The 22,271-nt window shown below is 60.6% G+C and carries 22 protein-coding genes and 2 pseudogenes; 12 read left to right on the top strand and 12 right to left on the bottom strand.

All coding sequences use genetic code 11. The annotated features are described in order from the left end of the window. Positions 1-197: 197 nt before the first annotated feature. On the top strand, positions 198-2,771 hold the full coding sequence (locus tag M1D88_RS01345; RefSeq protein ID WP_458112834.1) for a GH32 C-terminal domain-containing protein: 2,574 nt from the start codon (positions 198-200) through the stop codon (positions 2,769-2,771). A gap of 82 nt (positions 2,772-2,853) precedes the next feature. On the opposite strand, the gene M1D88_RS01340 is transcribed toward M1D88_RS01345, so the two are convergent. The 6 genes from M1D88_RS01340 to M1D88_RS01315 form a co-directional block, all read right to left on the bottom strand. Then, a complete protein-coding gene (locus tag M1D88_RS01340) occupies positions 2,854-3,561 on the bottom strand; it encodes an RNA polymerase sigma factor (protein ID WP_458112833.1) in 708 nt (235 codons plus the stop codon). 173 nt (positions 3,562-3,734) lie between these two features. Beyond that, positions 3,735-5,180: a collagen-binding domain-containing protein gene (locus tag M1D88_RS01335; RefSeq protein ID WP_458112832.1), complete on the bottom strand. Its 1,446-nt coding sequence runs from the start codon at positions 5,178-5,180 to the stop codon at positions 3,735-3,737. A gap of 325 nt (positions 5,181-5,505) precedes the next feature. Further along, positions 5,506-6,069: a hypothetical protein gene (locus M1D88_RS01330; protein ID WP_458112831.1), complete on the bottom strand. Its 564-nt coding sequence runs from the start codon at positions 6,067-6,069 to the stop codon at positions 5,506-5,508. A 465-nt stretch (positions 6,070-6,534) separates the two neighbouring features. Beyond that, positions 6,535-6,897: a hypothetical protein gene (locus tag M1D88_RS01325; protein WP_458112830.1), complete on the bottom strand. Its 363-nt coding sequence runs from the start codon at positions 6,895-6,897 to the stop codon at positions 6,535-6,537. After that, a complete protein-coding gene (locus M1D88_RS01320) occupies positions 6,894-7,121 on the bottom strand; it encodes a hypothetical protein (RefSeq protein ID WP_458112829.1) in 228 nt (75 codons plus the stop codon). The genes M1D88_RS01325 and M1D88_RS01320 overlap by 4 nt, the downstream gene beginning before the upstream one ends. A 19-nt stretch (positions 7,122-7,140) precedes the next feature. Beyond that, positions 7,141-7,773, bottom strand: coding sequence for an RNA polymerase sigma factor (locus tag M1D88_RS01315; RefSeq protein ID WP_458112828.1), 633 nt, complete (start codon positions 7,771-7,773; stop codon positions 7,141-7,143). Positions 7,774-7,888: 115 nt separating this feature from the next. Between M1D88_RS01315 and M1D88_RS01310 the strand changes: the two genes are divergently transcribed. From M1D88_RS01310 to M1D88_RS01295, 4 genes are all read left to right on the top strand, one after another. Next, the gene (locus M1D88_RS01310) at positions 7,889-8,059 is read left to right on the top strand and encodes a hypothetical protein (RefSeq protein ID WP_458112827.1); all 171 of its coding nucleotides are present in this window, start codon (positions 7,889-7,891) and stop codon (positions 8,057-8,059) included. A 9-nt stretch (positions 8,060-8,068) separates the two neighbouring features. Next, a complete protein-coding gene (locus M1D88_RS01305) occupies positions 8,069-8,353 on the top strand; it encodes a hypothetical protein (protein ID WP_458112826.1) in 285 nt (94 codons plus the stop codon). Between the two features lie 224 nt (positions 8,354-8,577). Continuing rightward, on the top strand, positions 8,578-11,217 hold the full coding sequence (locus M1D88_RS01300) for an AMP-binding protein (RefSeq protein ID WP_458112825.1): 2,640 nt from the start codon (positions 8,578-8,580) through the stop codon (positions 11,215-11,217). A gap of 137 nt (positions 11,218-11,354) precedes the next feature. Continuing rightward, positions 11,355-12,878 (top strand): flotillin family protein, encoded by a 1,524-nt coding sequence (locus M1D88_RS01295; RefSeq protein ID WP_458112824.1) that lies wholly within the window; start codon positions 11,355-11,357, stop codon positions 12,876-12,878. A 32-nt stretch (positions 12,879-12,910) separates the two neighbouring features. On the opposite strand, the gene M1D88_RS01290 is transcribed toward M1D88_RS01295, so the two are convergent. After that, a complete protein-coding gene (locus M1D88_RS01290; RefSeq protein ID WP_458112823.1) occupies positions 12,911-13,147 on the bottom strand; it encodes a hypothetical protein in 237 nt (78 codons plus the stop codon). A 182-nt stretch (positions 13,148-13,329) separates the two neighbouring features. Here M1D88_RS01290 and M1D88_RS01285 point away from each other — a divergent pair. Next, a pseudogene (locus M1D88_RS01285) lies at positions 13,330-14,142 on the top strand (ScbA/BarX family gamma-butyrolactone biosynthesis protein); the annotation flags it as partial. A gap of 109 nt (positions 14,143-14,251) precedes the next feature. On the opposite strand, the gene M1D88_RS01280 reads toward M1D88_RS01285, so the two are convergent. Continuing rightward, a complete protein-coding gene (locus M1D88_RS01280; RefSeq protein WP_458112822.1) occupies positions 14,252-14,914 on the bottom strand; it encodes a ScbR family autoregulator-binding transcription factor in 663 nt (220 codons plus the stop codon). A 92-nt stretch (positions 14,915-15,006) separates the two neighbouring features. On the opposite strand from M1D88_RS01280, the gene M1D88_RS01275 reads away from it, so the two are divergent. The 3 genes from M1D88_RS01275 to M1D88_RS01265 all read left to right on the top strand — a co-directional run bounded on the left by M1D88_RS01275 (position 15,007) and on the right by M1D88_RS01265 (position 17,960). Then, positions 15,007-15,948 (top strand): NAD-dependent epimerase/dehydratase family protein, encoded by a 942-nt coding sequence (locus M1D88_RS01275; RefSeq protein ID WP_458112821.1) that lies wholly within the window; start codon positions 15,007-15,009, stop codon positions 15,946-15,948. A gap of 261 nt (positions 15,949-16,209) precedes the next feature. After that, positions 16,210-16,542, top strand: a complete 333-nt coding sequence (locus M1D88_RS01270; protein WP_458112820.1) for a histone-like nucleoid-structuring protein Lsr2 — start codon at positions 16,210-16,212, stop codon at positions 16,540-16,542. Between the two features lie 296 nt (positions 16,543-16,838). Continuing rightward, positions 16,839-17,960 carry an IS110 family RNA-guided transposase gene (locus tag M1D88_RS01265; protein WP_458111517.1) on the top strand — a complete coding sequence of 374 codons (1,122 nt, stop codon included), beginning with the start codon at positions 16,839-16,841 and terminating at the stop codon, positions 17,958-17,960. Positions 17,961-18,301: 341 nt separating this feature from the next. Here the strand turns inward: M1D88_RS01265 and M1D88_RS01260 are convergent, their stop codons facing one another. Further along, positions 18,302-18,964, bottom strand: a complete 663-nt coding sequence (locus tag M1D88_RS01260) for a helix-turn-helix transcriptional regulator (RefSeq protein WP_458114601.1) — start codon at positions 18,962-18,964, stop codon at positions 18,302-18,304. Between the two features lie 109 nt (positions 18,965-19,073). Between M1D88_RS01260 and M1D88_RS01255 the strand changes: the two genes are divergently transcribed. Together M1D88_RS01255 and M1D88_RS01250 are read left to right on the top strand one after the other, a co-directional pair. Then, on the top strand, positions 19,074-19,805 hold the full coding sequence (locus tag M1D88_RS01255; protein WP_458112819.1) for an alpha/beta fold hydrolase: 732 nt from the start codon (positions 19,074-19,076) through the stop codon (positions 19,803-19,805). Positions 19,806-19,992: 187 nt separating this feature from the next. Then, positions 19,993-20,206: pseudogene (locus M1D88_RS01250) on the top strand (DDE-type integrase/transposase/recombinase); the annotation flags it as partial. On the opposite strand, the gene M1D88_RS01245 reads toward M1D88_RS01250, so the two are convergent. After that, the gene (locus tag M1D88_RS01245; protein WP_458112818.1) at positions 20,206-20,790 is read right to left on the bottom strand and encodes an RNA polymerase sigma factor; all 585 of its coding nucleotides are present in this window, start codon (positions 20,788-20,790) and stop codon (positions 20,206-20,208) included. The pseudogene M1D88_RS01250 and the gene M1D88_RS01245 overlap by 1 nt on opposite strands. A 279-nt stretch (positions 20,791-21,069) precedes the next feature. Between M1D88_RS01245 and M1D88_RS01240 the strand changes: the two genes are divergently transcribed. Further along, positions 21,070-21,306 (top strand): hypothetical protein, encoded by a 237-nt coding sequence (locus tag M1D88_RS01240; RefSeq protein ID WP_458112817.1) that lies wholly within the window; start codon positions 21,070-21,072, stop codon positions 21,304-21,306. A gap of 229 nt (positions 21,307-21,535) precedes the next feature. Here the strand turns inward: M1D88_RS01240 and M1D88_RS01235 are convergent, their stop codons facing one another. Then, the gene (locus M1D88_RS01235; RefSeq protein WP_458112816.1) at positions 21,536-21,778 is read right to left on the bottom strand and encodes a hypothetical protein; all 243 of its coding nucleotides are present in this window, start codon (positions 21,776-21,778) and stop codon (positions 21,536-21,538) included. A 219-nt stretch (positions 21,779-21,997) separates the two neighbouring features. Continuing rightward, positions 21,998-22,237: a hypothetical protein gene (locus tag M1D88_RS01230; RefSeq protein WP_458112815.1), complete on the bottom strand. Its 240-nt coding sequence runs from the start codon at positions 22,235-22,237 to the stop codon at positions 21,998-22,000. Positions 22,238-22,271 lie beyond the last annotated feature (34 nt).

Raw genomic sequence — 22,271 nt, 5'->3', positions numbered from 1 at the left:
TGATGCAGGATACAGTTCCGTCAGTTATACGCATAACTAATCGACATACCTGCGTACCGGAGGGCAATTTCGTCCTTGTAGGCGTCGGTTTGCTGCACAGTCGCTGCGTCGAAAATCTCTTCGCTTCCACGTGGGGCGCACGACAGTTATACGTATTACTCGCACCCGCAATTTCCCCAACACAAGGAAGTGGTTTTGTGAATTACCCTATCCAAGGCCCAAGCAGACGTCTCCGCAGAAGGCGCTCGGCCACCGCAGTCGCCACCGTTGCGCTGGCCCTTGCCGCCACTATGGCCACCGGGGCACCCGCCTCCTCCGTAGAACCCGAACCCGCCCCCTACACCGAGCAGTACCGACCCCAGTTCCACTACACGCCGGAGAAGAACTGGATGAATGACCCGAACGGGATGGTGTTCTACGAGGGCGAGTACCACCTCTTCTACCAGCACAACCCCTCGGGCAACCAATGGGGGAACATGTCCTGGGGCCACGCCGTAAGCACGGATATGGTGCACTGGAGCGAGCTGCCCGTCGCGATTCCACATGACGACGCTGAGATGGTTTTCTCGGGCAGTGCCGTCATCGACACCAACAACACCAGCGGGTTCGGCACCAAGGACAACCCGGCCATGGTAGCGGTGTACACACGTCTGGACAAGGCCACGGGCATCCAGTCCCAGGCACTGGCCTACAGCACCGACCGCGGCCGCACGTTCACAAAATATGCTGACAACCCTGTTCTGGACATCGGTTCACGTGACTTCCGCGACCCGAAGGTGTTCTGGTACGAACAAGGCCAGGAGTGGATCATGAGCGTGGCCTTGAGCGCCGAGCGCAAGGTGGCCTTCTACCGCTCGAGTGACCTGAAGACCTGGGAGCATCTCAGCAACTTCGGTCCGGCCGGCGCCATCGGCGGGGTCTGGGAGTGCCCGGACCTCTTCCCGCTTCCTGTGGACGGCGACAAGAAGAAGGTCAAATGGGTACTCCTGGTCAACATCGGTTCGGGCGGCATCGCCGGCGGATCGGCTAACCAGTACTTCACCGGAACCTTCGACGGCAAGAACTTCGTCGCGGACGACAAACCGTACGTCGCACCGACCGGAATCGACGTCGGCAGTTTCGACGACGGAACGTACAGCGGATGGGCACCCGACGGCACTGCCTTCGGTACGGCTCCCGCCGCCGGGAACCTGCCGGGACAGGGCGGTGTCTCCGACTGGGTCGGAGCCGGACTGGCTAACAGCTTCAACAACTTTGACGGGGGCACCGGCACTCTGACCTCTCCCGAGTTCACTGTTGACGCGGGATACCTTAACTTCAAGGTGGGCGGCGGCAAGCACCCCTACGTGCCCGGATCAACCCTCAACCCCTCGCCTCCTGCGGGAGAGGTCTTCGCGGACTTCGAAGGTAGCGGGTACGGCGATGGCTGGGTAGCGACAGGCGACTTTGCCGGCACCGCTCCCGTGAAGGGCACTATCGGTGACCAGCAGCAGGTCACCGGCTACGTCGGCGAGCAGCTGGTCAACACCTTCATGGACCACGACACCTCACAGGGAACCATCACCTCCCCGGAATTCACCATCGCCAAGATCCACATCAACCTGCTCGTCGGCGGAGGCAACCACCCCTTTACCGCAAGCGAACCCACCTCCGTTGATCTGGTGGTCGACGGTAAGATCGTCAGGTCTGCCACCGGAGCCAACAACGAGGCACTCAACTGGACGGGCTGGGACGTCTCGGAGTACGCCGGCAAGACCGCCACAATCCAGATCGTCGACAGGAGCTCCGGCGGCTGGGGACACATCAACGTTGACCACATCATGTTTTCCGACGAGGCAGCGGCAGCACGCGCCGTCGATACCTCGGTGCGCCTAGTCGTCGACGGCCAAGTGGTCAGGACGGCCACCGGCTCAAACAGTGAGGCGCTCGACTGGAACGGCTGGGATGTGCGCAACCTTCAAGGTAAAACCGCCCGGATCGTGCTGGCAGACAACAACACCGGCGGCTGGGGCCATATCCTCGCAGACCAGTTCAACCTCTCGGACACGCCAGCGCTTTCCAGCGTCCGGCGGGCGCATTGGGTCGATTACGGCAAGGACAACTATGCGGGTGTGACCTTCGACGACGCTCCCTCTGACCGCCGCGTCATGATGGGCTGGATGAACAACTGGGACTACTCCGGATCCATCCCGACCGACCCCTGGCGCAGTGCGATGACCGTGCCGCGCGAACTGGGTCTCCGCAGCAGCGCTGAAGGCGTGCGTCTGGTACAGCAACCCGTCGCCGAGCTGCAGGACCTGCGCGGGGAAGCAGTGCTGAACGCAAAGAACGTGGCCGTTCCTGCAGGCTCTGCACCACTGCCGGCCACAGGCACGGCCTACGAGCTGACGGCAACCTTCGTACCTGGTACGGCCAGCGAATTCGGGGTGAAGGTACGCACAGGTAACGGCCAGGAGACCAGGATCGGTTACGACCGGTCAGCCGGAGAGGTCTACGTCGACCGGACCAAATCGGGCGATGTAGGCTTCAGTACCGATTTTGCCGGCGTCCAACGTGCCCCTATGAAGGTTGGGTCCACCGGCGAGGTGACCCTGCGGGTTCTGGTCGACTGGTCCTCGGTGGAGGTCTTCGGCCAGGACGGCTCGGTGGTTATCACGGACCAGATCTTCCCCGACGCCGGCAGCGACGGCCTCGAGGCATTCGCGGCTGACGGAGGTGCAGTCCTCAAATCGGTGAAGGTAACGCCGCTGCGGTCCGCCTGGACCGACTAGGCGGAGAGCCCCGGAGTGGGGCGTCGGAACGATGTTTCGGCGCTCCACCCGTTCGTTCAGTTCACTCGCGCCCGTCGCATCCCTACGCCTGGCCCTCACTGGACGTGCTGCCATCAGATCTGGAGAGCGACTGCAGCTCATAGGCGGCGCGGAGTCCGGCGCGGGCACGGATAAGCAGAGCTGAAACAGCATTCGGTTGGATGCCAAGTAGCGGGGCGATGTTCCTGGGCGGTTCGCCCATCACTTCGGCATGCCACAGCACAGTCCGCCACCGTTCAGGTAGTGATCGCATCGCCGCGGCAATGCGGTCATGTTCGAACACGGAGAGGATTGTTTCCAGGGAAGGGTCGTCCACCGCCTCGGGATCCAAGTGGTCCAAACACGAAGGGCTCTCCTGCGCGCGTTTGGTCCATAGGGAGTTTGCCGCCGACCGAACGGAGGTGCTCAGGTACGCTCCGAAGCTATCTGTCGGACCAAACCCCCTTCGGATAGCGCTAACAGTTTTGGCAAAGGCTTCATGCAGAACGTCCTCTGCATCCTCGGGAGAGTTGAGGAGGGACCTGGCAAATTTCATTCCCTGTTCACGATGCCGCTCGTAGAGCTGAGCCATGGCAGCCTGTTCCCCACTCCTCACCCCCTCGATCAGGTGGGACTCGGAAGCGCCGGAGATCAACGGATCGATCTGCAGCGCAACCTTCCCAGCGGGAGCGATGCTGCCCGCATGAAAACGCGAATGTTCTTGCTGTGGCGGTTCCCCAAGCGCCATGCCCCCATGATTCTGCACAGTCATTCACCCCGTCGATGAGCCCCAACTGCTTGAGGCGATGACACTACTTTGCACCTACACGGTCGAAATGACCTTTCATGACGCCAAATCCGCCAAAAACTTACTTGCTTCGACCCCGCCTGCCAATCCCCGCCCGTATGGGGCAGGGATTGGCAGGATGGAACCCGCTATGGGAACTAGTGTCCTGCCCTGTTGCCGGCAGTCCGCTTGCCTTGATGACGGCGGTTCAACCCCACGGCGAGGGCGCCGCCAAGCATCAGGACGAGTGCGACGGCGACAATCCAGGCACGGTCGAAGCCAGTCTCTGCGAGCTGATCTGATGAAGCGCTCTGCAGTGTCCCGGTGGTGCTGGGGGCTGAGGCTTCAGACGTGGAAGCAACTACCGGAGCAGTCGTCGATGGCGTGGGGCCTGCCGACGACGTCGGGCCGACGGTGGCGGCTTGACCCGGACGGGTGACGGTGGGCTCAGGAGTGGACGACGGCGTAACCGTGACCTCAGGGGACGGCGTAACTGTGGCGTCCGGCGTCGGCGTAACCGATGCCGACGGCGCCACGGTCACCTCGGTGCAAGCCGCCGCTGCATGGCTCCAGTGGTGGATCTCGCCTGCCGCGGTGATGTTGATGCTTTCCGCAAGGATCTGGCCACGAAGCGGGTTGTTGCGGTTGTAGTCGAGCGCAGCGTCAGGGGCCAGCAGCATACCGCTCATTTCTGTCGCACCAACAAGGCGCAGGTTTTCCCAGCCCTCGAAGTTCCAAACCACCCAGGGGGCAAAGTATCGGTCCGAGACGGGATCACCGTTGAACCGCACTCCTCCAACCTCTGTGGAACCGTCGGGGATGACGTTGATAACCAGCCGCGTATCATCGCTGGGAGTGGCTCCGTCGAAGTTTACTGCGGTGACACTAGCCAGACTGGTAGCGCTAACACTCCACACATTGGTTTCTCCTTCTTGGAGGACCAGCTGGACCTCGCCGCTACCTGTAGTGGAAACCTGGGCGACGTCATCGCCCCCGGTCAGAGTCGAGTACTGAGTCGACAGAGTGCGCAACCGGTTGAAATAGTCAGCGGGAAAAGCTTCGCTGTACGTCTCGGCGGCTGCCGTGTAGTCGGTGAGACTGCTCTGGCCGGCACCGAACTGCGATTTCACATAGCGGTTGGCGTCATGCTGCACGAGCCTCCCATCGGCTGTAACACTCAGGCCGCTGGTGTCGGTGATCTTGCCGAATCCTGCATTCAGGTCAAGCTTCTGCCCGCTGCTGTAGTCGATACTTCCTCCCACCAGGAGCTGGGTCGCAGAACTCCCGATCGTCGGCAGCGCGCTCCCATCGGAATGGTCCAAAAGGTTGTACAGACCAAAACTGACGTCCCCGCCAGATGCCAGGCTTCCCTCGATTTCGCCACCCGCACCCGTTGAGCCAAGAGCAGCGTTGTCTTCCACAATGACTGTGAAGTTGTGAGTTTGGGCGAGTGGGTTGACGCAGGTCGGTGATCCTGATGTTGCGGACGCGGCAACGGCGGATCCAACGGTAACGGCTATCAGAGCCGCGCCCCCTGCGATAACACGGGTGAAGCTTGAAGCGGCCAGGGGTCTCCGGGCGGGAAGGTTTCTAGATCTGAGCATCGTAGAGTGAACTTTCTTTTTTGAGCGCGCCGATTCTCGGATGGAGGCCTGGCGGCTGTTTGTAGGGCCCAAATTCACGTTGATCGTGGTCAGGCTGCCACCAAAAGAACACAGCGGCAATGAGAGATGCTACTGACGAGTAGGTGTCGAATTGTTCGAATCGACGGTTCTTCGCTGTAAAAGTCTCCTTTTTGAGCGAATCTTGATCGGCCGTTGCGCTGGGCGTCACATGGGGAACTGGCGGTCGAACTTACGTCAGGACGTTCCGTAAAGGGGTGCCTGAACAAGCTAGTCCCGCCACAGGGCTGTGAAGCGGGCCTCTGACCTAAAACCTCCAGCGGATATTTTCGCCTCCCACAAGATTCAGGGACACGCTTGTCAGGCCTTTCCCGGCTTCGTTGAAGACCATAAAACATCCTTCATCTGCTTCCCCGGCAGAGAGCTTCTGGCTGCTGATCTGAGGACAAGGCTGAAGATCGTCACCCAATGGGATGCCCTGCAACGTTTCTCCTCCGGAGGAAACGGCTTCCCATTGGTCGACCGTTATTGGGAACGGTTCCCCTGAATGCAGTGAACCGGACGTGATTTTTGATCTGAACCAAATGTAATGAGGGATCTTGTCCTGATCTTCAGATGGGATATCGAATCTGTTGAGGTCATCAGTGGATCCTGGACGGACACTTGTAACTGCGATTCTGAGAGTCACTTTTTCCGATCCGGCTATCACCTGGACCTCTCGGGCAGTCCCTGCCTGACTTCCAAGGCTGTCCGCGGCCCGCGACTCGATGTAGTAAGCCACAACCACAAGGATGCCGACTATCAGAGGTATCAGAACCAGCAACCGCACCACCGCCACCCTGTTGAGGGACGAATCTGCTTTTACATGCATTGGCAACCCGACTTCATCATGGACTGTAAAGCTGGACCCGACGGTATCCAAACAGCGAGATGACGGCAGATGAGACTACCTGCAGTCCCTGATTAGACGATCAACAGGACCGATCGTGACGGTGCGGTCCTGGCTGGCTGCTTGGCGTCACGACCCCGCAGGGATTCTCGTCTATAAGGCAAATGGATATTTGGTTGTGTTTCCATGACACGAACGTGTGGTGGTGTGGGACGGGCGGTTCAGTTCTTCAGGATCTCTGTTCCGCCCGTCCCCTTGGGCGGCAAGGAGTCTCACGTCTTGGCGCCCTGAGCGGGACTCTCAAACTCCATCCGGGGGGATTTGCATGAGAGATCCGGGCATCAACCGCCCGCACATTTGGTTAACCCGGGAGAATGCAATTCATGACGCAGTTTTGCCGGGGAAAATTCGCCCGGGCGAACGGCGTCTGGGAGCAGAGCAATACTGTTAGGCAACAGTTTTAGTTCGGGCCGATGGCTGGAGTCGCTGCGCACTCAGGCGCCTGCTTGGGCCTGTCCGTGCCCCGATTGATCTTTCCCGGTTCCCGGATCGTTCCTGGGGATAGTTGGCCTTTCCCGCAGCGGCCTGGCGTAGTGCCTCCTCCATCGGCAGGACCGGCTCCAGGGCGTTCCTCCGCTTACATTCCCCGCCTGGCGGCTTGTGCGGTGTGCGGCGTTTGATGAAGCGGACCCCAACAACGGTGAGCCATGCCGTCCCCAAGATTAGGAAGGCGCTAATGGCCACGAAGGATGCCCCTGCGAGGAAGACCAGGAGCACTCCGGCGTAGGCGAGGTGATGGGCATCAATCATTGCCTGGCCTTTCCTGGGTCTTCGGTGTGCTGCTCGGGGGGCTGCTCGATGGTGGAGAGGATAGTGCTGACGGACTGGAGGACGTCTCCGGTGAGTGCCAGGATCTTCACAGGGTCAAAGGGGCCTGCCAAGGCATGGCAGTATTCCGCGTAGGATCCGGCAAGGTCCTGAAGCAGCATCCCCTCGACGCCCACCATGTCACTGGGAAAAAGACCTGCACCCATGGGTCTCCCCTCGTATCCCTCAGTTGAGTCCACCACGCTCGGCGCCTTCCGGTTCTGTCATTGGGAGGATCTGATGTTCGTAGGCGGCGCGAAGCCCGGCACGGGCCCTGATCAGGAGCGATGAGACCGCATTAGCTTCGATGCCCAGCAAAGGGGCGATGTTCCTTGGCGGTTCTCCCATTACCTCGGCATGCCAAAGCACCATGCGCCACCGCTCCGGCAGAGTCCGCATTGCCGCCGCGACGTGCTCGTGCTCGAAAACACTCAGCACTGTTTCCAAGCCGGGGTCTTCGACGGCGACGGCGAGAGGGTCCAGGTCTTCGAACGGTGACGCCCTCTCCTTCGCCTGCCTCTTCCAGGCATTATTTGCGACCGAGCGCACACAGGTATTCAGATAAGGCGCAAATGTGTCGCTGGGTCCGAAGCCGTTACGGATAGCGCGAACAGCGTTCGCGAACGCCTCATGGAGAACATCTTCAGCATCCTCCGCCTGAGACATCAGCGACCGAGCAAACCTCAGCGCCGGTTCCCGGTGCCGCTCATACAGGGCAGCCATCGCACCCGGCTCCCCGTTCCGCACACCACCGATCAGCTCCGCCTCCGACCCAAAGACGCCAGCGTCCTCGGGTACCAGTTCCCCCACTATCTCCACAGCATTCTTCCAATCACTCGCCCAAACCAATTAGCGATGACTACCGCTCTCCCCCTATACGCGGGCGGCTTCCGTTTTATGACGCGAAACTTCTTGGGATGCGTAAACCACTGCTGTGAAGCGTTTGGGGGCAGAAGCGAAAGACCTGCAGACCATGCTGGTGAAGGCCCGGCAAACATCAGGCCGCCAATGCACAACCACACCACCGGAACGTGCTGCCGGCTATCTGAAAGAAGTGTCTAACTTACAACGTGTAAAAGCACAAAATCCCGACGGACGGCTCTAAAGTGTTTCAATGGGACTGAGATATGATGACGCCGGCTTGGCTGCGGTGGTTATGACGAAAATTGCGGCCAAGGAATCAGAAGGGCCGGGGCAACTGACCGCCCGCATGACCGAACTGGTCAGTGAGTTGGTAAAGCGCAACGGCCCCAACGCCGCGACAGAGCTGGCCATCGCTCTGGCCAGGCAACACTTCACCATGCTGTCCGCGGCCGCCCAAGCCATCAACGTCCCTGTAACGAAGCTTCTCGCCGCCTTGGAAATGGAGCAGTTGGCTGGGCTGGAAGACGGCGACTAGCCCGGTTGATCTATGCCTCCATCACAACGGAAGCGGGATGGGGCGTACTCAGCATGGGTATTGCCACGGCAGGTTCGCTGATCGCGCTCCAACCGCCTGGTCATCGCGGCCCATATCGCTGGATTCGTAATCCGGAAATCCATCAGACCGGTCTTCCCGGGTGTAACTTTGGCGACGCCTGAACATTGTCCATTTGAGTTAGGTTAGCTTTACCTTCTAATGTGATGCGGGTGACTGTACAGCCAGAGCTGGCCGGTGTCTCATTCGCGGCCAAGCTGGCCCGCTTCGGGGACAGCACCGCCATCAGGACAAAAAACCAATCAGTGAGCTACCGCGAGCTGGCACGACGTGTCGAGGATATGACCCGTGCGTTCGGACCATCGCGGCGCTTGGTCGCCCTCGAGGCCGAGAACTCCCTGCCGTCTCTGGTGGCATACCTCGCTGCCCTTTCCTCCGGCAATCCATTGCTCATCCTGCCTACCGGCGGCGGGACGGCCGCCGAAATGCTCGTCGCAGCCTACGATCCCGATATCGTGGTCCACGCCTCAGACGGCGAGGCGGTTCTGGACGTAAGGCGGGAAGAGACCCGTCATGAGCTGCACCCGGAACTGGCGCTCCTGCTAAGTACCTCGGGCTCCACCGGTTCGCCCAAACTCGTCCGCCTGTCCGCCGAATCAGTCCAAGCCAACGCGGCGGCGATAGCTGAGTACCTGCACCTGCGTCCCAGCGACACAGCTGCAACCACACTTCCCCTCTCGTACTGCTATGGGATGAGTGTGGTGAACAGCCACCTCCTGGTTGGCGCATCCCTGGCACTAACGGACTTCTCGGTAGTGGACCCCTGTTTCTGGGAACTGGTCTGCGCCGAAAACGTGACGTCCTTTGCAGCAGTTCCCTACACCTTCGACCTGCTGGAGCGGGTGGGGTTTGAGCACAAGGACCTGCCCAGCCTGCGCTACATTACCCAGGCGGGCGGGCGGCTCGCCCCGGACCGGGTGCGTTCCTACGCCGAACTGGGCCGGAGACAGGGCTGGGACCTGTTTGTCATGTACGGCCAGACCGAGGCCACCGCCAGGATGGCCTACCTGCCTCCTGACATGGCAGCAGAACATCCGCATGCCATTGGAGTTCCCGTGCCCGGAGGGTCCTTCCGGCTGGAGCCAGTGCCGGGCCTCGACGCCTCTGAGCTTGTCTACACAGGACCAAATGTGATGCTGGGATACGCCGAAAGACCGGAGGACCTTGCCCTGGGACGGGTCATCACAGAGCTTCACACCGGCGACCTGGCCAGATGCAGTTCGAACGGCCTGTACGAAATCGTCGGCCGTCGCAGCAGGTTCGTCAAAATCGTTGGCCTCCGGGTGGACCTGGGCCAGGTGGAACGTCTGCTGGCCGACCTCGGCCTGACGGCCGCGGCTGCAGGCACTGATGACGCAGTGGTCGCAGCGGTGGAAGGAAGCCACAACCTCGCCCTGATCGCCAAGTCCCTCGCACATGACCTAGGCGTACCGCGCGCAGCCATTCAGCTCCGTTCCGTCCAGGAGATTCCCCGGCTGGCCAACGGTAAGCCTGATTACCCAGCGGTCCAGGCCCTTGCATCTCGCGATGAGGGCCGCGACCGAGACACTGTTCCAGCAGAGGACACGGGAGAAACCCGGATTGACGTCCGGAGGATTTTCGCCGAGGTCCTGGAACAGGAAAACGTCGCCGACACGGACACCTTCGTTTCCCTGGGCGGCGACTCCCTGTCATATGTAGCAGCATCGCTCCGGCTGGAGCGTGCCTTGGGCTACATCCCGCAGGGCTGGCACCTGATGCCGCTTTGCGAGCTTGTTCCCGCCCCACACCGCCCGCAGAACCCCGCAGCCGCGCCGGCGACGGGCACGCCTGAATCCCGGCAACCGATGAGGGTCGGACGCATAGCCCGCGATGTGTACCGGCGGATGTTTGCCCCAATGGAGACGGGGATCGTGCTCCGGGCCATCGCCATCATCTTCATCGTCTCCACCCACGTCGGGTTCTTCCACTGGGGCGGCACCGCCCACGTACTCATCGCCGTCGCCGGCTATAACTTTGCCCGGTTCCAGCTCACCGGCACCCGCCGAGCCCGGCTCCAACGGCAACTGCGAAGTATCGCCCGGATCATCGTGCCGAGCATTGCGTTCATCGGCTTCGCGTTCGCTGTGACAGATACCTATACCTGGGTCAATGTTTTCCTGCTGAACCCCCTCCTTGGACCGGAAGGCTGGGGCAACCATTCCAGGTTCTGGTTTATCGAGATCCTCGTACACATCCTGCTGGGCCTCGCGGTTCTCCTCGCCATACCGGCCGCCGACCGGGCCCAGCGCCGGTGGCCGTGGGCCTTCGCCCTGGCGTTGATAGCTGTGGATATGCCGCTGTTCTTCGGCTTGATTGACTCCCGCTACCCAGGCCAGGGCCCCGTTCTCTGGCTGTTCGGTCTCGGCTGGGCCGCAGCCGCATCCCGAACGCTGTGGCAGCGGGCGGCCGTAACGGCGATTGCGCTCCTGACCATCCCGCTATCCTTCAGCGACCAGTACCGCACCGCAACAATGCTGGTGGGATTCCTCATTCTGCTCTGGGCGCCCACTCTGACGGTGCCGCGCGGACTTCACCGGCTCATCGCCCTGTTGGCCAGCGCCTCCCTGTATATCTACGTCACTCATTGGTTGGTATATCCGCTCGTCGAAGAATCGGGCAAAGGCCTCGCTGTCCTCGTTTCCCTGGCAGCAGGAATCCTCTACTGGGGCGCGGCGACCAGAACGATGGGATGGGCGGAACGCCAACTTCGGCGGCGCAGGGCCAGAGCTCAAAGCAGACGAAACTACGACGTCGCACCCGTCTAGACCTCTGCCCTCAGTCCCCGGGATAACGTGGTATCCAACCAATCGCCCGCGTCCTCGTCACGTGTGCGTGCAGGTCAAGAGATACTTGTCTCTGGTCGTGGGGCCGTCTGGCTCGATGCAAATCCTAAGGGGGAACAATGATTGAACTACTGATCGGCGGGGGCGTGCTCGTCCTCCTGCTCATTGCCGGTTTCATGTACTACGTCATGAGCATTCGGTTCGCTAAGCCGAACGAGGCAATGCTCATCACCGGTAAGAGCGACCCCAACCCAACCGAAGATATGTCCGAGGACCAGTCCCGCGTCGTGATCAACAACAGGGCCTTCGTCAATCCCATCACGGAACGCGTCAGCCACATCTCCCTGTCCTCGCGCCAAGTGGAAGTAACCATTGAAGCAATCTCCAACAACGGCATCCAACTCCGCCTGGCTGGCGTTGCACAGGTTAAGGTCGGCGGCGACAAGGCATCGGTCCGCAAAGCAGCCCAGCGCTTCCTCGACCAGCAGGACGCCATTGACCATTACACCCAGGAAACTCTCTCCGGATCGCTGCGGTCCATTGTGGGTACGCTCAGCGTCGACGCCATTATCAAGGACCGCGCCCAGTTCGCTGCTTCGGTCAAGGAAGAAGCCGAACACTCGATGACCAACCAGGGTCTGGTCATCGACACGTTCCAGATCAAGTCCGTCGAGGATTCCAGCGGCTACCTCAAGAACCTTGGCCGCCCTGAGGCCGCTCTAGTGGCCCGCAATGCGAGTATCGCTGAAGCTAACTCCCAACGGGAAGCTGCGGAAGCCAAGGCTCTCGCCGACCAGAAGACAGCCGAAGCTGAACAGAAGCTGGCACTCCGCCGCGCTGAACTCAAGCAGGAAACGGATGCCCGACAAGCAGAAGCTGACGCAGCCGGCCCTCTGGCGCAGGCCGAGCAACAGCAGGCAATCATTCTCAAGAACCAGCAGGTGGTTGCACGTCAGGCCGAGCTCCGCGAAAAGGAACTGGACATCGAGGTCCGCAAGCCCGCTGACGCAGCCAAGTACAAAGTTGAAACGGAAGCTGCGGCCGATCTTGCGCGCCGCACACGCATCTCCGAAGCCACCAAGGTCGAAGCCGCTGCCGAGCTCGAAACGCGCAAATTGAAAGCAACCGGTAACGAGGTCGAAGCAAGGGCTCTGGCAGCAGCAAACACCGCCAAGGGCAATGCCGAGACCGAGATCAACAAGATCCGTGGCCTTGCCGAGGCCGAGGTCATCAAGTCCAAGGGTGTGGCAGAAGCTGATGTCATTGGGCTTCGCGGCAAGGCGGAAGCAGGAGCCATCGAAGCCCAGGCCAAGGCGTACAGCGAGTTCAACGAGGCCGCCATCCTGAACAAGGTCCTGGAGGTGTTGCCGGGCATCGCCAAGGAGATCGCCGCACCGATGGGGGCCATCAGCAACATGACGGTCATCTCCAACGACGGCGCAAGTCAGTTGAGCAAAAATGTTTCCTCGGGCGTGCAGGAGACTGCACAGATGCTCAAGGACACAACGGGCTTTGATGTCATTGAGATGCTCTCCGGCTTCGGCAAATCACGTCCGGCAGAGGAGGCCAAGCGCACCGGGGATGGTGCTGTTGACGAACCGGCGCTGACCGCCGTCGTCATTGACACGGCAAAGGACAAGTAACTCCCCAAAAACAGGAGCACGACGCCGGGTGGCTAGCCGCGCCGCCCGGCGTCGTTGTCGACTCCTGGAACATTCTGATCAGAGATTACGGTGCCGGCCAACCGTTCCAGAGAACGGAGCAATGAACCGGTCTGCCGCATTGCCAGAACAGGATCCACCGGCCTCGCCGTCTGGGTTACGTCGAGATAAGCAGCCCAGGCTCCTTGAAGGTTCTCGAATTCCCGGCGTCCGACAGAAACAGTGAGCCGCCTTCCTGATTTTTCAGGCATGTGCCACTCCTAATGATCCGATCAGTACTTGGCCTCAAGGGCGCGATGGGCAGCCTTCCGGGGGATGAGATCGTGGCCCGCCCCCAAAAATGCGCTGCGCATTGGCCACAGTACTAGCCTGTAACGGAATAAGCCATACGACCGGTATGCTTTTGCCACCAGCTGGTTGAGGAAGGGGGACCATGCATTTTGGTCGTGGGAGACGCAGCGGTGCGCCTGCTTGCGATGGAGGTGTCACGTTCAGCAGCACCGTTCCACGGGAGTTGGTACACCGCTGGGGACTTTCCGAGGTCTTTATGACTGATATCCGCAGAGCAGGCGACGGCCGCTACATTGCAGGCGCTCAATGGCCACGAATGCACACCTTTTACCATCCGATTCCTCGGGTCTACGACTCGGCGTTGATTGTGGAATCGCTTCGGCAGGCTACGATCCTTTCAGCTCATTCGATGGAGGGCGTGCCCCTCGGTCAGGTCTTCCTCTTACCGGAGATGGCCGTTCAAGCCCTCGACGGGTACTCTCGCGATCCCAGCACACCGACAAACGTTCATATCAGTCTTGACGTGGATGTCCTGCAACGGACTCCCCGGGGACCCGCGAAATTACATATCAAGGCACGGTTTTATGTGAACGGCGCTTGCATCGCGACAGGGACAGCGGGTGCCCGTGTGGTAGACCCCTCCGCATATGCCCGCATGCGGCTCCGATCCGAAACCCGAGATCCGCCCAGGCCGACCGTCGCAGTGCCACCGGAGCAGGTGGGTCAGCGGCACTCCGGCCATGTGGTTATCGGCGAAAGCTCCCGCGATGGGACGTGGCCGCTGCACGTCGACAAGACGAATCCCATCATGTTTGACCATCCCCTGGACCACGTCCCGGGGGCTCTCCTGCTGGAAGCCATCCGCCAGGCGCTCCGGGCTCACACGAGGCAGCCTCACCTGGATTTTGTGAGCTTCGACGCCGCGTTCCTGAAAATCGTTGAGCTCAACGACAAAGCTGACGTTTCTGTCTTCCCCAGCAAGAGCCATCACAACCGCACTAAAGCCACCGCCGAAATCAGGGTCGACGCGGATGTGTGCGTGGTGCTGACGTGCGAGTTTGAGCTCATGCCTGAGAGTTCGGATGGAACTCTGTGTCCGCGACACTCAGACGGACCAGCTTCAGGAACTCATCCCGTTTCGAGTCTGGCACCAGTGAGGGGAGCAGGATCGACCACATGTCCTCAATCCGCTCCAGCACATCCGCGCGTTCAGTGAGAATCGCGGACAGCATCTGTACTCCAGTGAATGACGCCACAAGGTACCGGGCGAAAGCAGCAGCGTCCACTGCATCTTTGATTTCACCTTTTGCCTGGCCCTGCCGGGTCAAGCTCTCCATAGTGTGGATCCAGTCGTGATAAGGCTTAGTGACCTGCTGCCCGAAAGCGGAGGCTTCGAGAGTCAATCGCACACCTGCACGGACTACTGGTTCCCTGACCAGTTGTCTGGCGAAACTTCCACAAATCATGACCATAGTAGACAAAGCATCGCGTCCATACGATGCCGTACGCCTGGCTTCTTCAGTAACAAGGGCATGCTGTGCCTCGATGACAGCAAGGGCCAGGTCTTCCTTGGAACTGAAGTGAAAGTACAGGGCACCCTTCGTCACACCTGCCCGTTCGGCTACAGTACTCAGGCTCGCACTGCCATAGCCTGCTTCTTCGAACACTGCAGCGGCCCCGGCAACTATGGAGCCCCTCGTCACCCTCGCACGTTCCTGCACAGGCATATATACAATTCCTCGTTGACTGGATGTGCCACCAAACTCGGGGCGTCGTCCCACACAAGACCAAGAACCCTCCCCGCCTGGCAGAGCGAATCATGAAAAAAGGTTCGCGGAAGCCGATAGTTCTGCTCACAGGCGCATCCGGATTCATCGGCCGCAGCATCCTTGAAGCCATCACCGCACGCGGCGAAAACGACCTTCGCATCTTGGCACGTCCGACGACAGTCCTCCCGGAGAGCAGTAAGGCCAGCATATACGTCGGGGACATTACAGACGTCGACAGCCTCAACAGTGCGCTCCCTGGAGCCGACACAATTGTTAACGCTGCCACGTACACCGGCGCAGACGCTACAACGGCCACTGAGGTCAACTCGGACGGCACCGGCAATCTTCTCGATGCCGCCGCCCGAAACAGTGTCTCGCGGTTCATACAGATCAGCACCACGTCCGTTTACGGAACAGGCCCACACCGAGGAGAGGGCACTTCACTCCCCTATGCACCCGAATCCGCTGCAAGCCGCTCACGGGCGTCAGCTGAACGTCTGGTCCTGAATGCCGGAGGCAGTGTAATTCGCACTGGGCTGATCTACGGCCAGGGAGACAAATGGTTTATCCCGGCCCTGATTCGCATGGCTACCGTCGTCGGTGGACCAGTTGGTGACGGCAGCACAAAACTGTCCGTGATCGACGTAGGGCATCTGGGCCAGCTGATCGCAGCTCTAATAGGTCCGGGCTTAGGCGTCGGGATTTCGGGGCCATTCCACGCCGCTGAACCAGAACCGGTGAGTGTTGCACGGCTACTGCTTGACATCCAAGACAAGATCACCGGGCCACTGGGGTCAGCCTCGACGGATTTTGAACGCTCCCTTATCCTCCTTCTCCAAAGCGGATTCACCTGTCACCAGGCCGCTCTGCTCTCGCAAGACCATTGGTATGAGTCGGACCGGTTGTGGGCCCTCACCGGCCTGAAGCCCCGAGCCTTCACGATTTCTGCGGAAGCGGCCCTCTGGTACCGCCATTTCACCAAGCGCTACTGACAGAGCCTTTCGGACTAAGCCCGCTGCCTGTTAAGCGGCTCGACGGCGTCCTGCGTCACGATTAGCCGTTTTCACAGTCTTAAGGAGTGTTCGGGCACAGGCATATCAGCTGCCCGCATGCATTAATCCGCCGAGGATCCTGCAGTACGCCGGCGGAGGGGGATTCTGGCGGTGTAAGCGCTGGATTCCTGCGGCCGGTTGTGAAGCAGTCCGCAACCGGCCGCACCTGCCAGCACAGACTCTGAATAAAGGATGACTTTCATGGCAAGAAAGATAGTGACCGAATTCGTCGATGATCTGGACGGAACCACGGCCGACCGAACCGTGTCTTTTATGATTGATGGGACTGATTACGAAATTGATCTATCGGCCATGAATGCCGCTGCATTGAGGGAGCTGCTTACGCCCTACATGACAGCTGGGCGGAAGGTAACTGCCAGGAATCGCCGAGAAAAAGCCGTCCGCCAAGCCCGACGAGCTCCGTCCAACCCGTCCAGCATTCGTGAATGGGCTGAACGAAATGGCTATGCAGCCAACAGCAGGGGAAGGCTACCCGCTGAGATCTTGGACGCCCACGAGCTAGCCACTGCCTGACTTTAAGAGGCAAAACCCCTGGCTAGACGATATGAGGCAGGAGGGGCTCGCTGCCGAGGGGCGGTCCTTCTGAATGCCATTGTCGCCGGGGCGGATCCGGATCGCCAGGTTCGTGGGGGCGCTTGTAAAAGTGTAGTGGCGTTCCGGATCCTGGTCCCGGCGCTGATGGCCTCTGCCAGAAGGACCAGGAAGTGTGGCCCGAAAGGGCTGGAACCTCCTTTTCAAAGCAAGGCGTGGGTTGCCTGCCACACTTGGCGGACAGGTAGAGCCACATTTGAAAATTGGAGGTTCCAGCTATGTTCGAGCGTACAAGCGTTGGCTTGGATGTCCATGCCCGTACCGTTGTCGCATGCGCGTTGGACGGGCAGACCGGTGAAGTCATTCCGCACCGGATGACTCCGGACCATGGCGAGATTCTTGCCTGGATCGTATCCCTGCCTACCCCGGTGAGGGTGGTCTACGAGGCCGGCCCGACGGGTTTCGGTCTGGCCCGGTTCCTGCTCGCGGCGGGGATCGACACGGTGGTCGCGGCTCCGTCCAAACTCCAGCGCCCGTCCGGGGACCGAGTGAAGACCGATGCCAAGGACGCACTCCATCTGGCCCGGCTGCTGAAACTCGGCGAGATTACGTCGGTCAGGATCCCGTCAGCGGACCAAGAAGCGGCACGGGACCTCGTGCGCGCCCGGGAAGATGTCCGCGGGGATCTGATGCGGTCCCGGCACCGGATCTCCAAGCTCCTGCTTCGCCAGGGCATGGTGTATTCGGGCGGGCAGGCCTGGACCGGAACCCATCAGCTCTGGTTGGCCCGGCAGCATTTCGATGCCCCTGCCCGGCAACTGACCTACGAGTCTTCTCTTGAGGCGATGCACGAGATCTCGGACCGCCGCGACCGCCTCGATGAGGCGATCACTGCGATGGCGTACGGGAGCGAATACACATCCGTTGTCCGGGCGCTGCAGTGCCTGCGGGGAATCTCGACCCTGACTGCCTTCGGATTGGCTGTGGAGATCGGTGACTGGCATCGCTTTACCGGCGCCACGATCGGGGCTTACCTCGGGCTGGTCCCGACAGAGCATTCATCGGGAGCGTCCCGGTCTCTGGGCTCCATCACCAAAACCGGCAACACACACGCCCGCCGGCTGCTCGTCGAGGCAGCCTGGCACCACCGCAGACCATACGACAACCCGTCACGGCTGATGCGGTCCCGGTGGGAAGAAGCCAGTTCCGAAGCACGGATCCGCGGCCATGCCGGTAATCGGCGTCTGCATAACCGCTGGATCAACTATCTCGAACGCCGTAAGCGTCCGGTCATCGCCAACGTCGCCGTCGCCCGCGAGCTCGCCGGCTGGTGCTGGTCCCTGGCCACCGGCGCACATCAGGCCGAAGTCGGCCCCCGCTCGACAGCTTCCGGCCCCTGATCCAGGGGGCAAGGAAAAACCCGGGAAGTGAAAGTCGTGAGTGGTCCTTGCAGCGCGTGGAGTAAACCCGCGATACACCTATGGGCAACCGGAAACGGCGACGCCCGTCATTGCTAGACCAGCGGTAACCTCCAGCCGAACACTTCGTCCTGCGGTAACCAACCCGCGCATATCAGTCTGACCGCGCCGTCGCCAACGACACGCTGACCACACACCAACGCCCATCCCGGCCACAAAGGGAAGCGGTCCCAGGCAACTCAACCCCGGGACCGCTTCCCCATGCCTATTGACAACGCAGGACTACATATCAGTTGTACTGACGGATACTTTGATTGAGTGGTTCACTCGCCACGACCGTGTACCGGTCTCGCGTTCGCTGGGGGTTCTCCGACCTCGTGGATAGTGTGGCCGCTGCAGGCCGCCTTAGTTACGGTGGCCTGCTCGATGCGCGACACGGTAAACCATCGGATTGCGTCGCGCATTCGGCACCATCCAATTAGGTACCACTGGCCGTTCGTGGAGGCGAACAGCACGGGCTCGACGTCGCGGGTGGTCGTGGTCTCGTCTCTCGATGTGTAGCGAATACGGATTACTCGCTGCTCGGCCATCGCCTCCTCCAGTGCCGACTTGATTGCGCGCGAGGACGAGGGAAGCGCATTGACCCAGACGCGGTGGGCCAGCTTGTCGGCTCGTGCGCGGGTTTTGGGATCGAGGACGTCCAGGATCTTCTGGATACCTGCTGCTGCCAGATCGGCGTAGGGGGCATCGGGTGCAGCGGACACGGCTGACATGAGCGCCACTGCCTGCGCTGGGGACAGGCTGACGGGTGGCAGGGACGCGCCGACAGCCAATCCGTAGCCACCGCCCGGACCTGGGCGCGACCATAGAGGGGCACCGCTGTTCTCCAGCGCATCGAGGTCTCTCTTGATTGTGCGCACGGACACCTCGAACTCTCTCGCCAACCGTTCGGCGGAGACCCCCCGCGCGCCGTTGCGGCGCAACATTTCTGATAGGGCATGGAGCCGTTCTGCTCGCTTCACTGCTCTGACCCAGGCAAATTCATGACATAAATAGTGACATACCAATGTCCATAGGGCCTGCGAGAGTTGTGACATGACAACCGCCATGAGCAGTCCGACCATCATTCTCATCGCCGGCCACTGGCTGGGCGCTTGGGCGTGGGATGAGGTTCTTGAACACCTGAAAACCGACCATTCTCGTGCCATCGCGATGACACTGCCCGGTCTCGACGCGCACGATCCTGAGCGTGCGACTAAAACCCTCGACGCCCAGGCTGAAGCAATCCTGGACGTCATTACTCAACACGGTAATCAGCCTGCAATTCTCGTCGCCCACAGTGGGGCTAACGCTCCCGTCAGCCTCGTCATGGACCGATACCCTGAGCTTGTCCACCGGGTAGTGTGGGTCGACTCCGGCCCTGTAGCGACGGGAAGTGTCTTCGCCCCAGACCTCCCGGAGGAGTTGGAGGAGCTTCCGCTGCCGCCCTTCGACGTCCTCGCACAGCAGGCGAGCCTCGAAGGCCTGAGCGAAGAGGCGCTCGAGCAGTTTCGGGCCCGAGCCGTCCCTGAGCCCGGCCCCGTGCTTCGTCAGCCCATTGAGCTCACCAACGACGCCCGCCGCAAGGTCCGGACGACCCTGGTCTGTTGCTCAATCTCTAGTGCGCAGGTGCTAGAGCTGGCCCAAACCGGTCATCCCATGTTCACCGAAGTCGCGAACCTTGAACACCTCGATGTCATTGACCTCCCGACGGGCCATTGGCCTATGTGGAGCAGTCCCCGCGACCTCGCCAAGGCCATTCAGTCAGAGGCTTCGCGAACCAACTGAACTGCACGCACAGTTCAAGGGGTCAGCCGAATCCGGCTGGCCCCTTTCCATTTCTGGGGGAATTCATGACCCACCCAAACGCTGCTCTCACACCGCGCCACCGGCTAAAGGTCGCCCGCCTCGTCGTCGATGACGGTTGGGCGATCAGCGAAGCTGCCGCCCGATTCCAGGTCTCTTGGCCCACGCCGCCAAGACACCCGGCAAACCGCGCAACGAACACAGTGACCCACTTCTGGGCTACGCCTATGTCCACACGTTCATCGACGGCCATTCCCGCGTCGCCTACGCCGAAACATGATGAAGAAACCGCTCAAACTGCCACAGCGGTGCTCGTTCGCGCTGTCGAGTGGTTCAATCAGCGGGGCATCACAGTTGAGCGCGTTCTGTCTGACCAGTACAGCTAGTCCTCTAGTGGTGGATTTACTACCCCTTGGCTCTCTTCGGAGAGCACGTTGGCGTAGGCCTCCCGTAGTCCGGCCCGCGCCCGTCTTACCAATGCGGACACTGCGTTGGGTTTTATGCCCAGGGCAGGTCCTATCCGCCGAGGCGGCTCCTGCAGGACATCGGCATACCAGAGTGCGGTTTGCCACCGCGCAGGCAAGGACTGCAGAGCTGCCAGTATTCGTTCGTTGCCATCCCGTTCGAAAACCCGGTGCAGCCGATCGTCGTCGGTAGGGCCCTGTGTTGCATCCAGCACGCCGGCTTCCACCGGCACTTCCCTCGAATTCTTACTCCACCACTCCGCGGCACAGCTCTTGATTGCCGTAAAGAGGTAGCCCAGAAAATTCTCATGCGGCCCCTTTCCGTTAGCCACCGTACTGATGGTTTTGGCGAAGGCCTCCTGCACAAGATCTTTCGCGTCATGCTCGGTCCGAACCAGTCCCCGGGCAAATGACAGTGCATCAGCGGCATGCCGCCGATACAACACATCTGCCGCTTCCTTGCTCCCAGCCCTCAGCGCCGTTAGCAGCGCGGGATCCCCCATCCCACCTGTTCCAAGCCGTGGTTCGCCTGAAGCCCCTTGTAAAGCCAACCTGGTTTGTTCCGTTCGTTCATCAGTACAGGCCCGACGCCAAGTACCCAAGTAGTTGGAACTAACGGGTGGTAATTCATGACGTGATCTTTTGAATGATCCACATGCTGGGCAGGCAGATCCCGCATAGTGGTCGTTTTCGACCGGCCAATATTCATCCCGACGTCGATTCTCAATCCATCCATCATTTCCTTCGCGTCACGATTCGCTTTCCCGGGAGTCAATCAGGGCATGAATGAAGAACACCTCCAGCTGAAGAACGTTCAGGAGGCAGCCACAGTGACAGCATCGGTGGGTGCCAGGCAATTCGGAAAGCTGAAGCACGAATGGTCCGAATACTGTTCCATCACAGACCCGCGTAACGGACCGATTGATCCAGTTGAGGCCCTGCACCGGACAGGAACTCTCATCCACGCCGTCGGTGAGGTGATTGTTTCCGCAAAATCCACCAATCAGGGTCCCTCATAAGTCCACTCGTCTCATGACGAATCAGCGCCGTCATGAAAAGCCGGCATCGAGGTTATACAGCTGTGCAGGATGGCTACGCAGCCCTTGTCCTGCGGTAAGTCCCCTTTACCGCAGATGGCACTGCACCGAGGCGGAGCAGCACAAATGCTTCCGCAAGGGGCTGGCGGTATCCGCAAACCTTGAGACGTGATCGGATACCGCCTGCCCCAGATCAGGCCAGGCCTGACCCTCACATGGTCAGCCCGGGCTGCGCCTTTCCATTCTCGGGGGCAATGCCCGTGCCCGCTGCACGCAGAAGCACACTGGCAAAGGCCACTCGGAGGGCTGTGCGCGCATCTTCAAGGACGGCTGAAAACAGCTCCGGACTTATCTGCAGTAATGGTCCGGCCTCGGTCGGAGTCAAGCCCTGCATATCGGAATACCAGAGGGCCCGACGCCAATCTTCCGGAAGGGTGACAAATGCCCCGATCACGTAAGTACCCGCTGCCTGCCTATGGCAAACCCCAGCCCTCTCCGTCACGGACGGCGCTGATGGGAAAGGATCGATTCTGGACATTCGGGCTCCGCAGGCTTGGGGTCCCGAGCAACTCGGAACAGGGGAATGCCCCAACGCAACCACCCGCAGATAAATCGGGTGACTTTTGGTCATAAAGAACACGGAAAAGTCATCGAATGACGCGGGTCTTTAGATTTAGGCCCGTTGCGGGGCATCCTCGCCATTGGATCCGCCCAACCTGGTGTCCGGCTCCAGCGTGCTCATTAGCTGCTCCAAGGCCCGGAGAACAGCACCTGTCCTCTGCATTGCCAAGACCGGGTCGACTGCTTCAAGGCTTTTGGTTGCCTGGAGGTAAGAGGCCCAAGCACCCGCGAGTTCTTCGAACTCCCGACGGCCCACAAACAAGGTAAGCCGCCCTCCCGATTCATCAGGCATGCCTATTCCCCTCAAAATTGATACGTATGCTGAT

The organism is Arthrobacter sp. R1-13 (assembly GCF_054161475.1).
Note: the sequence above shows the minus strand (reverse complement) of the source record. Positions and strands in the feature narration are given on the sequence as shown.

Coding starts and splice junctions, on each gene's coding strand:
- M1D88_RS01340 (WP_458112833.1), bottom strand. CDS start 3,561: ATGACTGTGCAGAATCATGGGGGCATGGCGCTTGGGGAACCGCCACAG.
- M1D88_RS01335 (WP_458112832.1), bottom strand. CDS start 5,180: ATGCTCAGATCTAGAAACCTTCCCGCCCGGAGACCCCTGGCCGCTTCA.
- M1D88_RS01330 (WP_458112831.1), bottom strand. CDS start 6,069: ATGCATGTAAAAGCAGATTCGTCCCTCAACAGGGTGGCGGTGGTGCGG.
- M1D88_RS01325 (WP_458112830.1), bottom strand. CDS start 6,897: ATGATTGATGCCCATCACCTCGCCTACGCCGGAGTGCTCCTGGTCTTC.
- M1D88_RS01320 (WP_458112829.1), bottom strand. CDS start 7,121: ATGGGTGCAGGTCTTTTTCCCAGTGACATGGTGGGCGTCGAGGGGATG.
- M1D88_RS01305 (WP_458112826.1), top strand. CDS start 8,069: ATGGGACTGAGATATGATGACGCCGGCTTGGCTGCGGTGGTTATGACG.
- M1D88_RS01300 (WP_458112825.1), top strand. CDS start 8,578: ATGCGGGTGACTGTACAGCCAGAGCTGGCCGGTGTCTCATTCGCGGCC.
- M1D88_RS01295 (WP_458112824.1), top strand. CDS start 11,355: ATGATTGAACTACTGATCGGCGGGGGCGTGCTCGTCCTCCTGCTCATT.
- M1D88_RS01290 (WP_458112823.1), bottom strand. CDS start 13,147: ATGCCTGAAAAATCAGGAAGGCGGCTCACTGTTTCTGTCGGACGCCGG.
- M1D88_RS01280 (WP_458112822.1), bottom strand. CDS start 14,914: ATGCCTGTGCAGGAACGTGCGAGGGTGACGAGGGGCTCCATAGTTGCC.
- M1D88_RS01275 (WP_458112821.1), top strand. CDS start 15,007: ATGAAAAAAGGTTCGCGGAAGCCGATAGTTCTGCTCACAGGCGCATCC.
- M1D88_RS01270 (WP_458112820.1), top strand. CDS start 16,210: ATGGCAAGAAAGATAGTGACCGAATTCGTCGATGATCTGGACGGAACC.
- M1D88_RS01265 (WP_458111517.1), top strand. CDS start 16,839: ATGTTCGAGCGTACAAGCGTTGGCTTGGATGTCCATGCCCGTACCGTT.
- M1D88_RS01260 (WP_458114601.1), bottom strand. CDS start 18,964: ATGTTGCGCCGCAACGGCGCGCGGGGGGTCTCCGCCGAACGGTTGGCG.
- M1D88_RS01255 (WP_458112819.1), top strand. CDS start 19,074: ATGACAACCGCCATGAGCAGTCCGACCATCATTCTCATCGCCGGCCAC.
- M1D88_RS01245 (WP_458112818.1), bottom strand. CDS start 20,790: ATGGGGGATCCCGCGCTGCTAACGGCGCTGAGGGCTGGGAGCAAGGAA.
- M1D88_RS01240 (WP_458112817.1), top strand. CDS start 21,070: ATGAATGAAGAACACCTCCAGCTGAAGAACGTTCAGGAGGCAGCCACA.
- M1D88_RS01230 (WP_458112815.1), bottom strand. CDS start 22,237: ATGCCTGATGAATCGGGAGGGCGGCTTACCTTGTTTGTGGGCCGTCGG.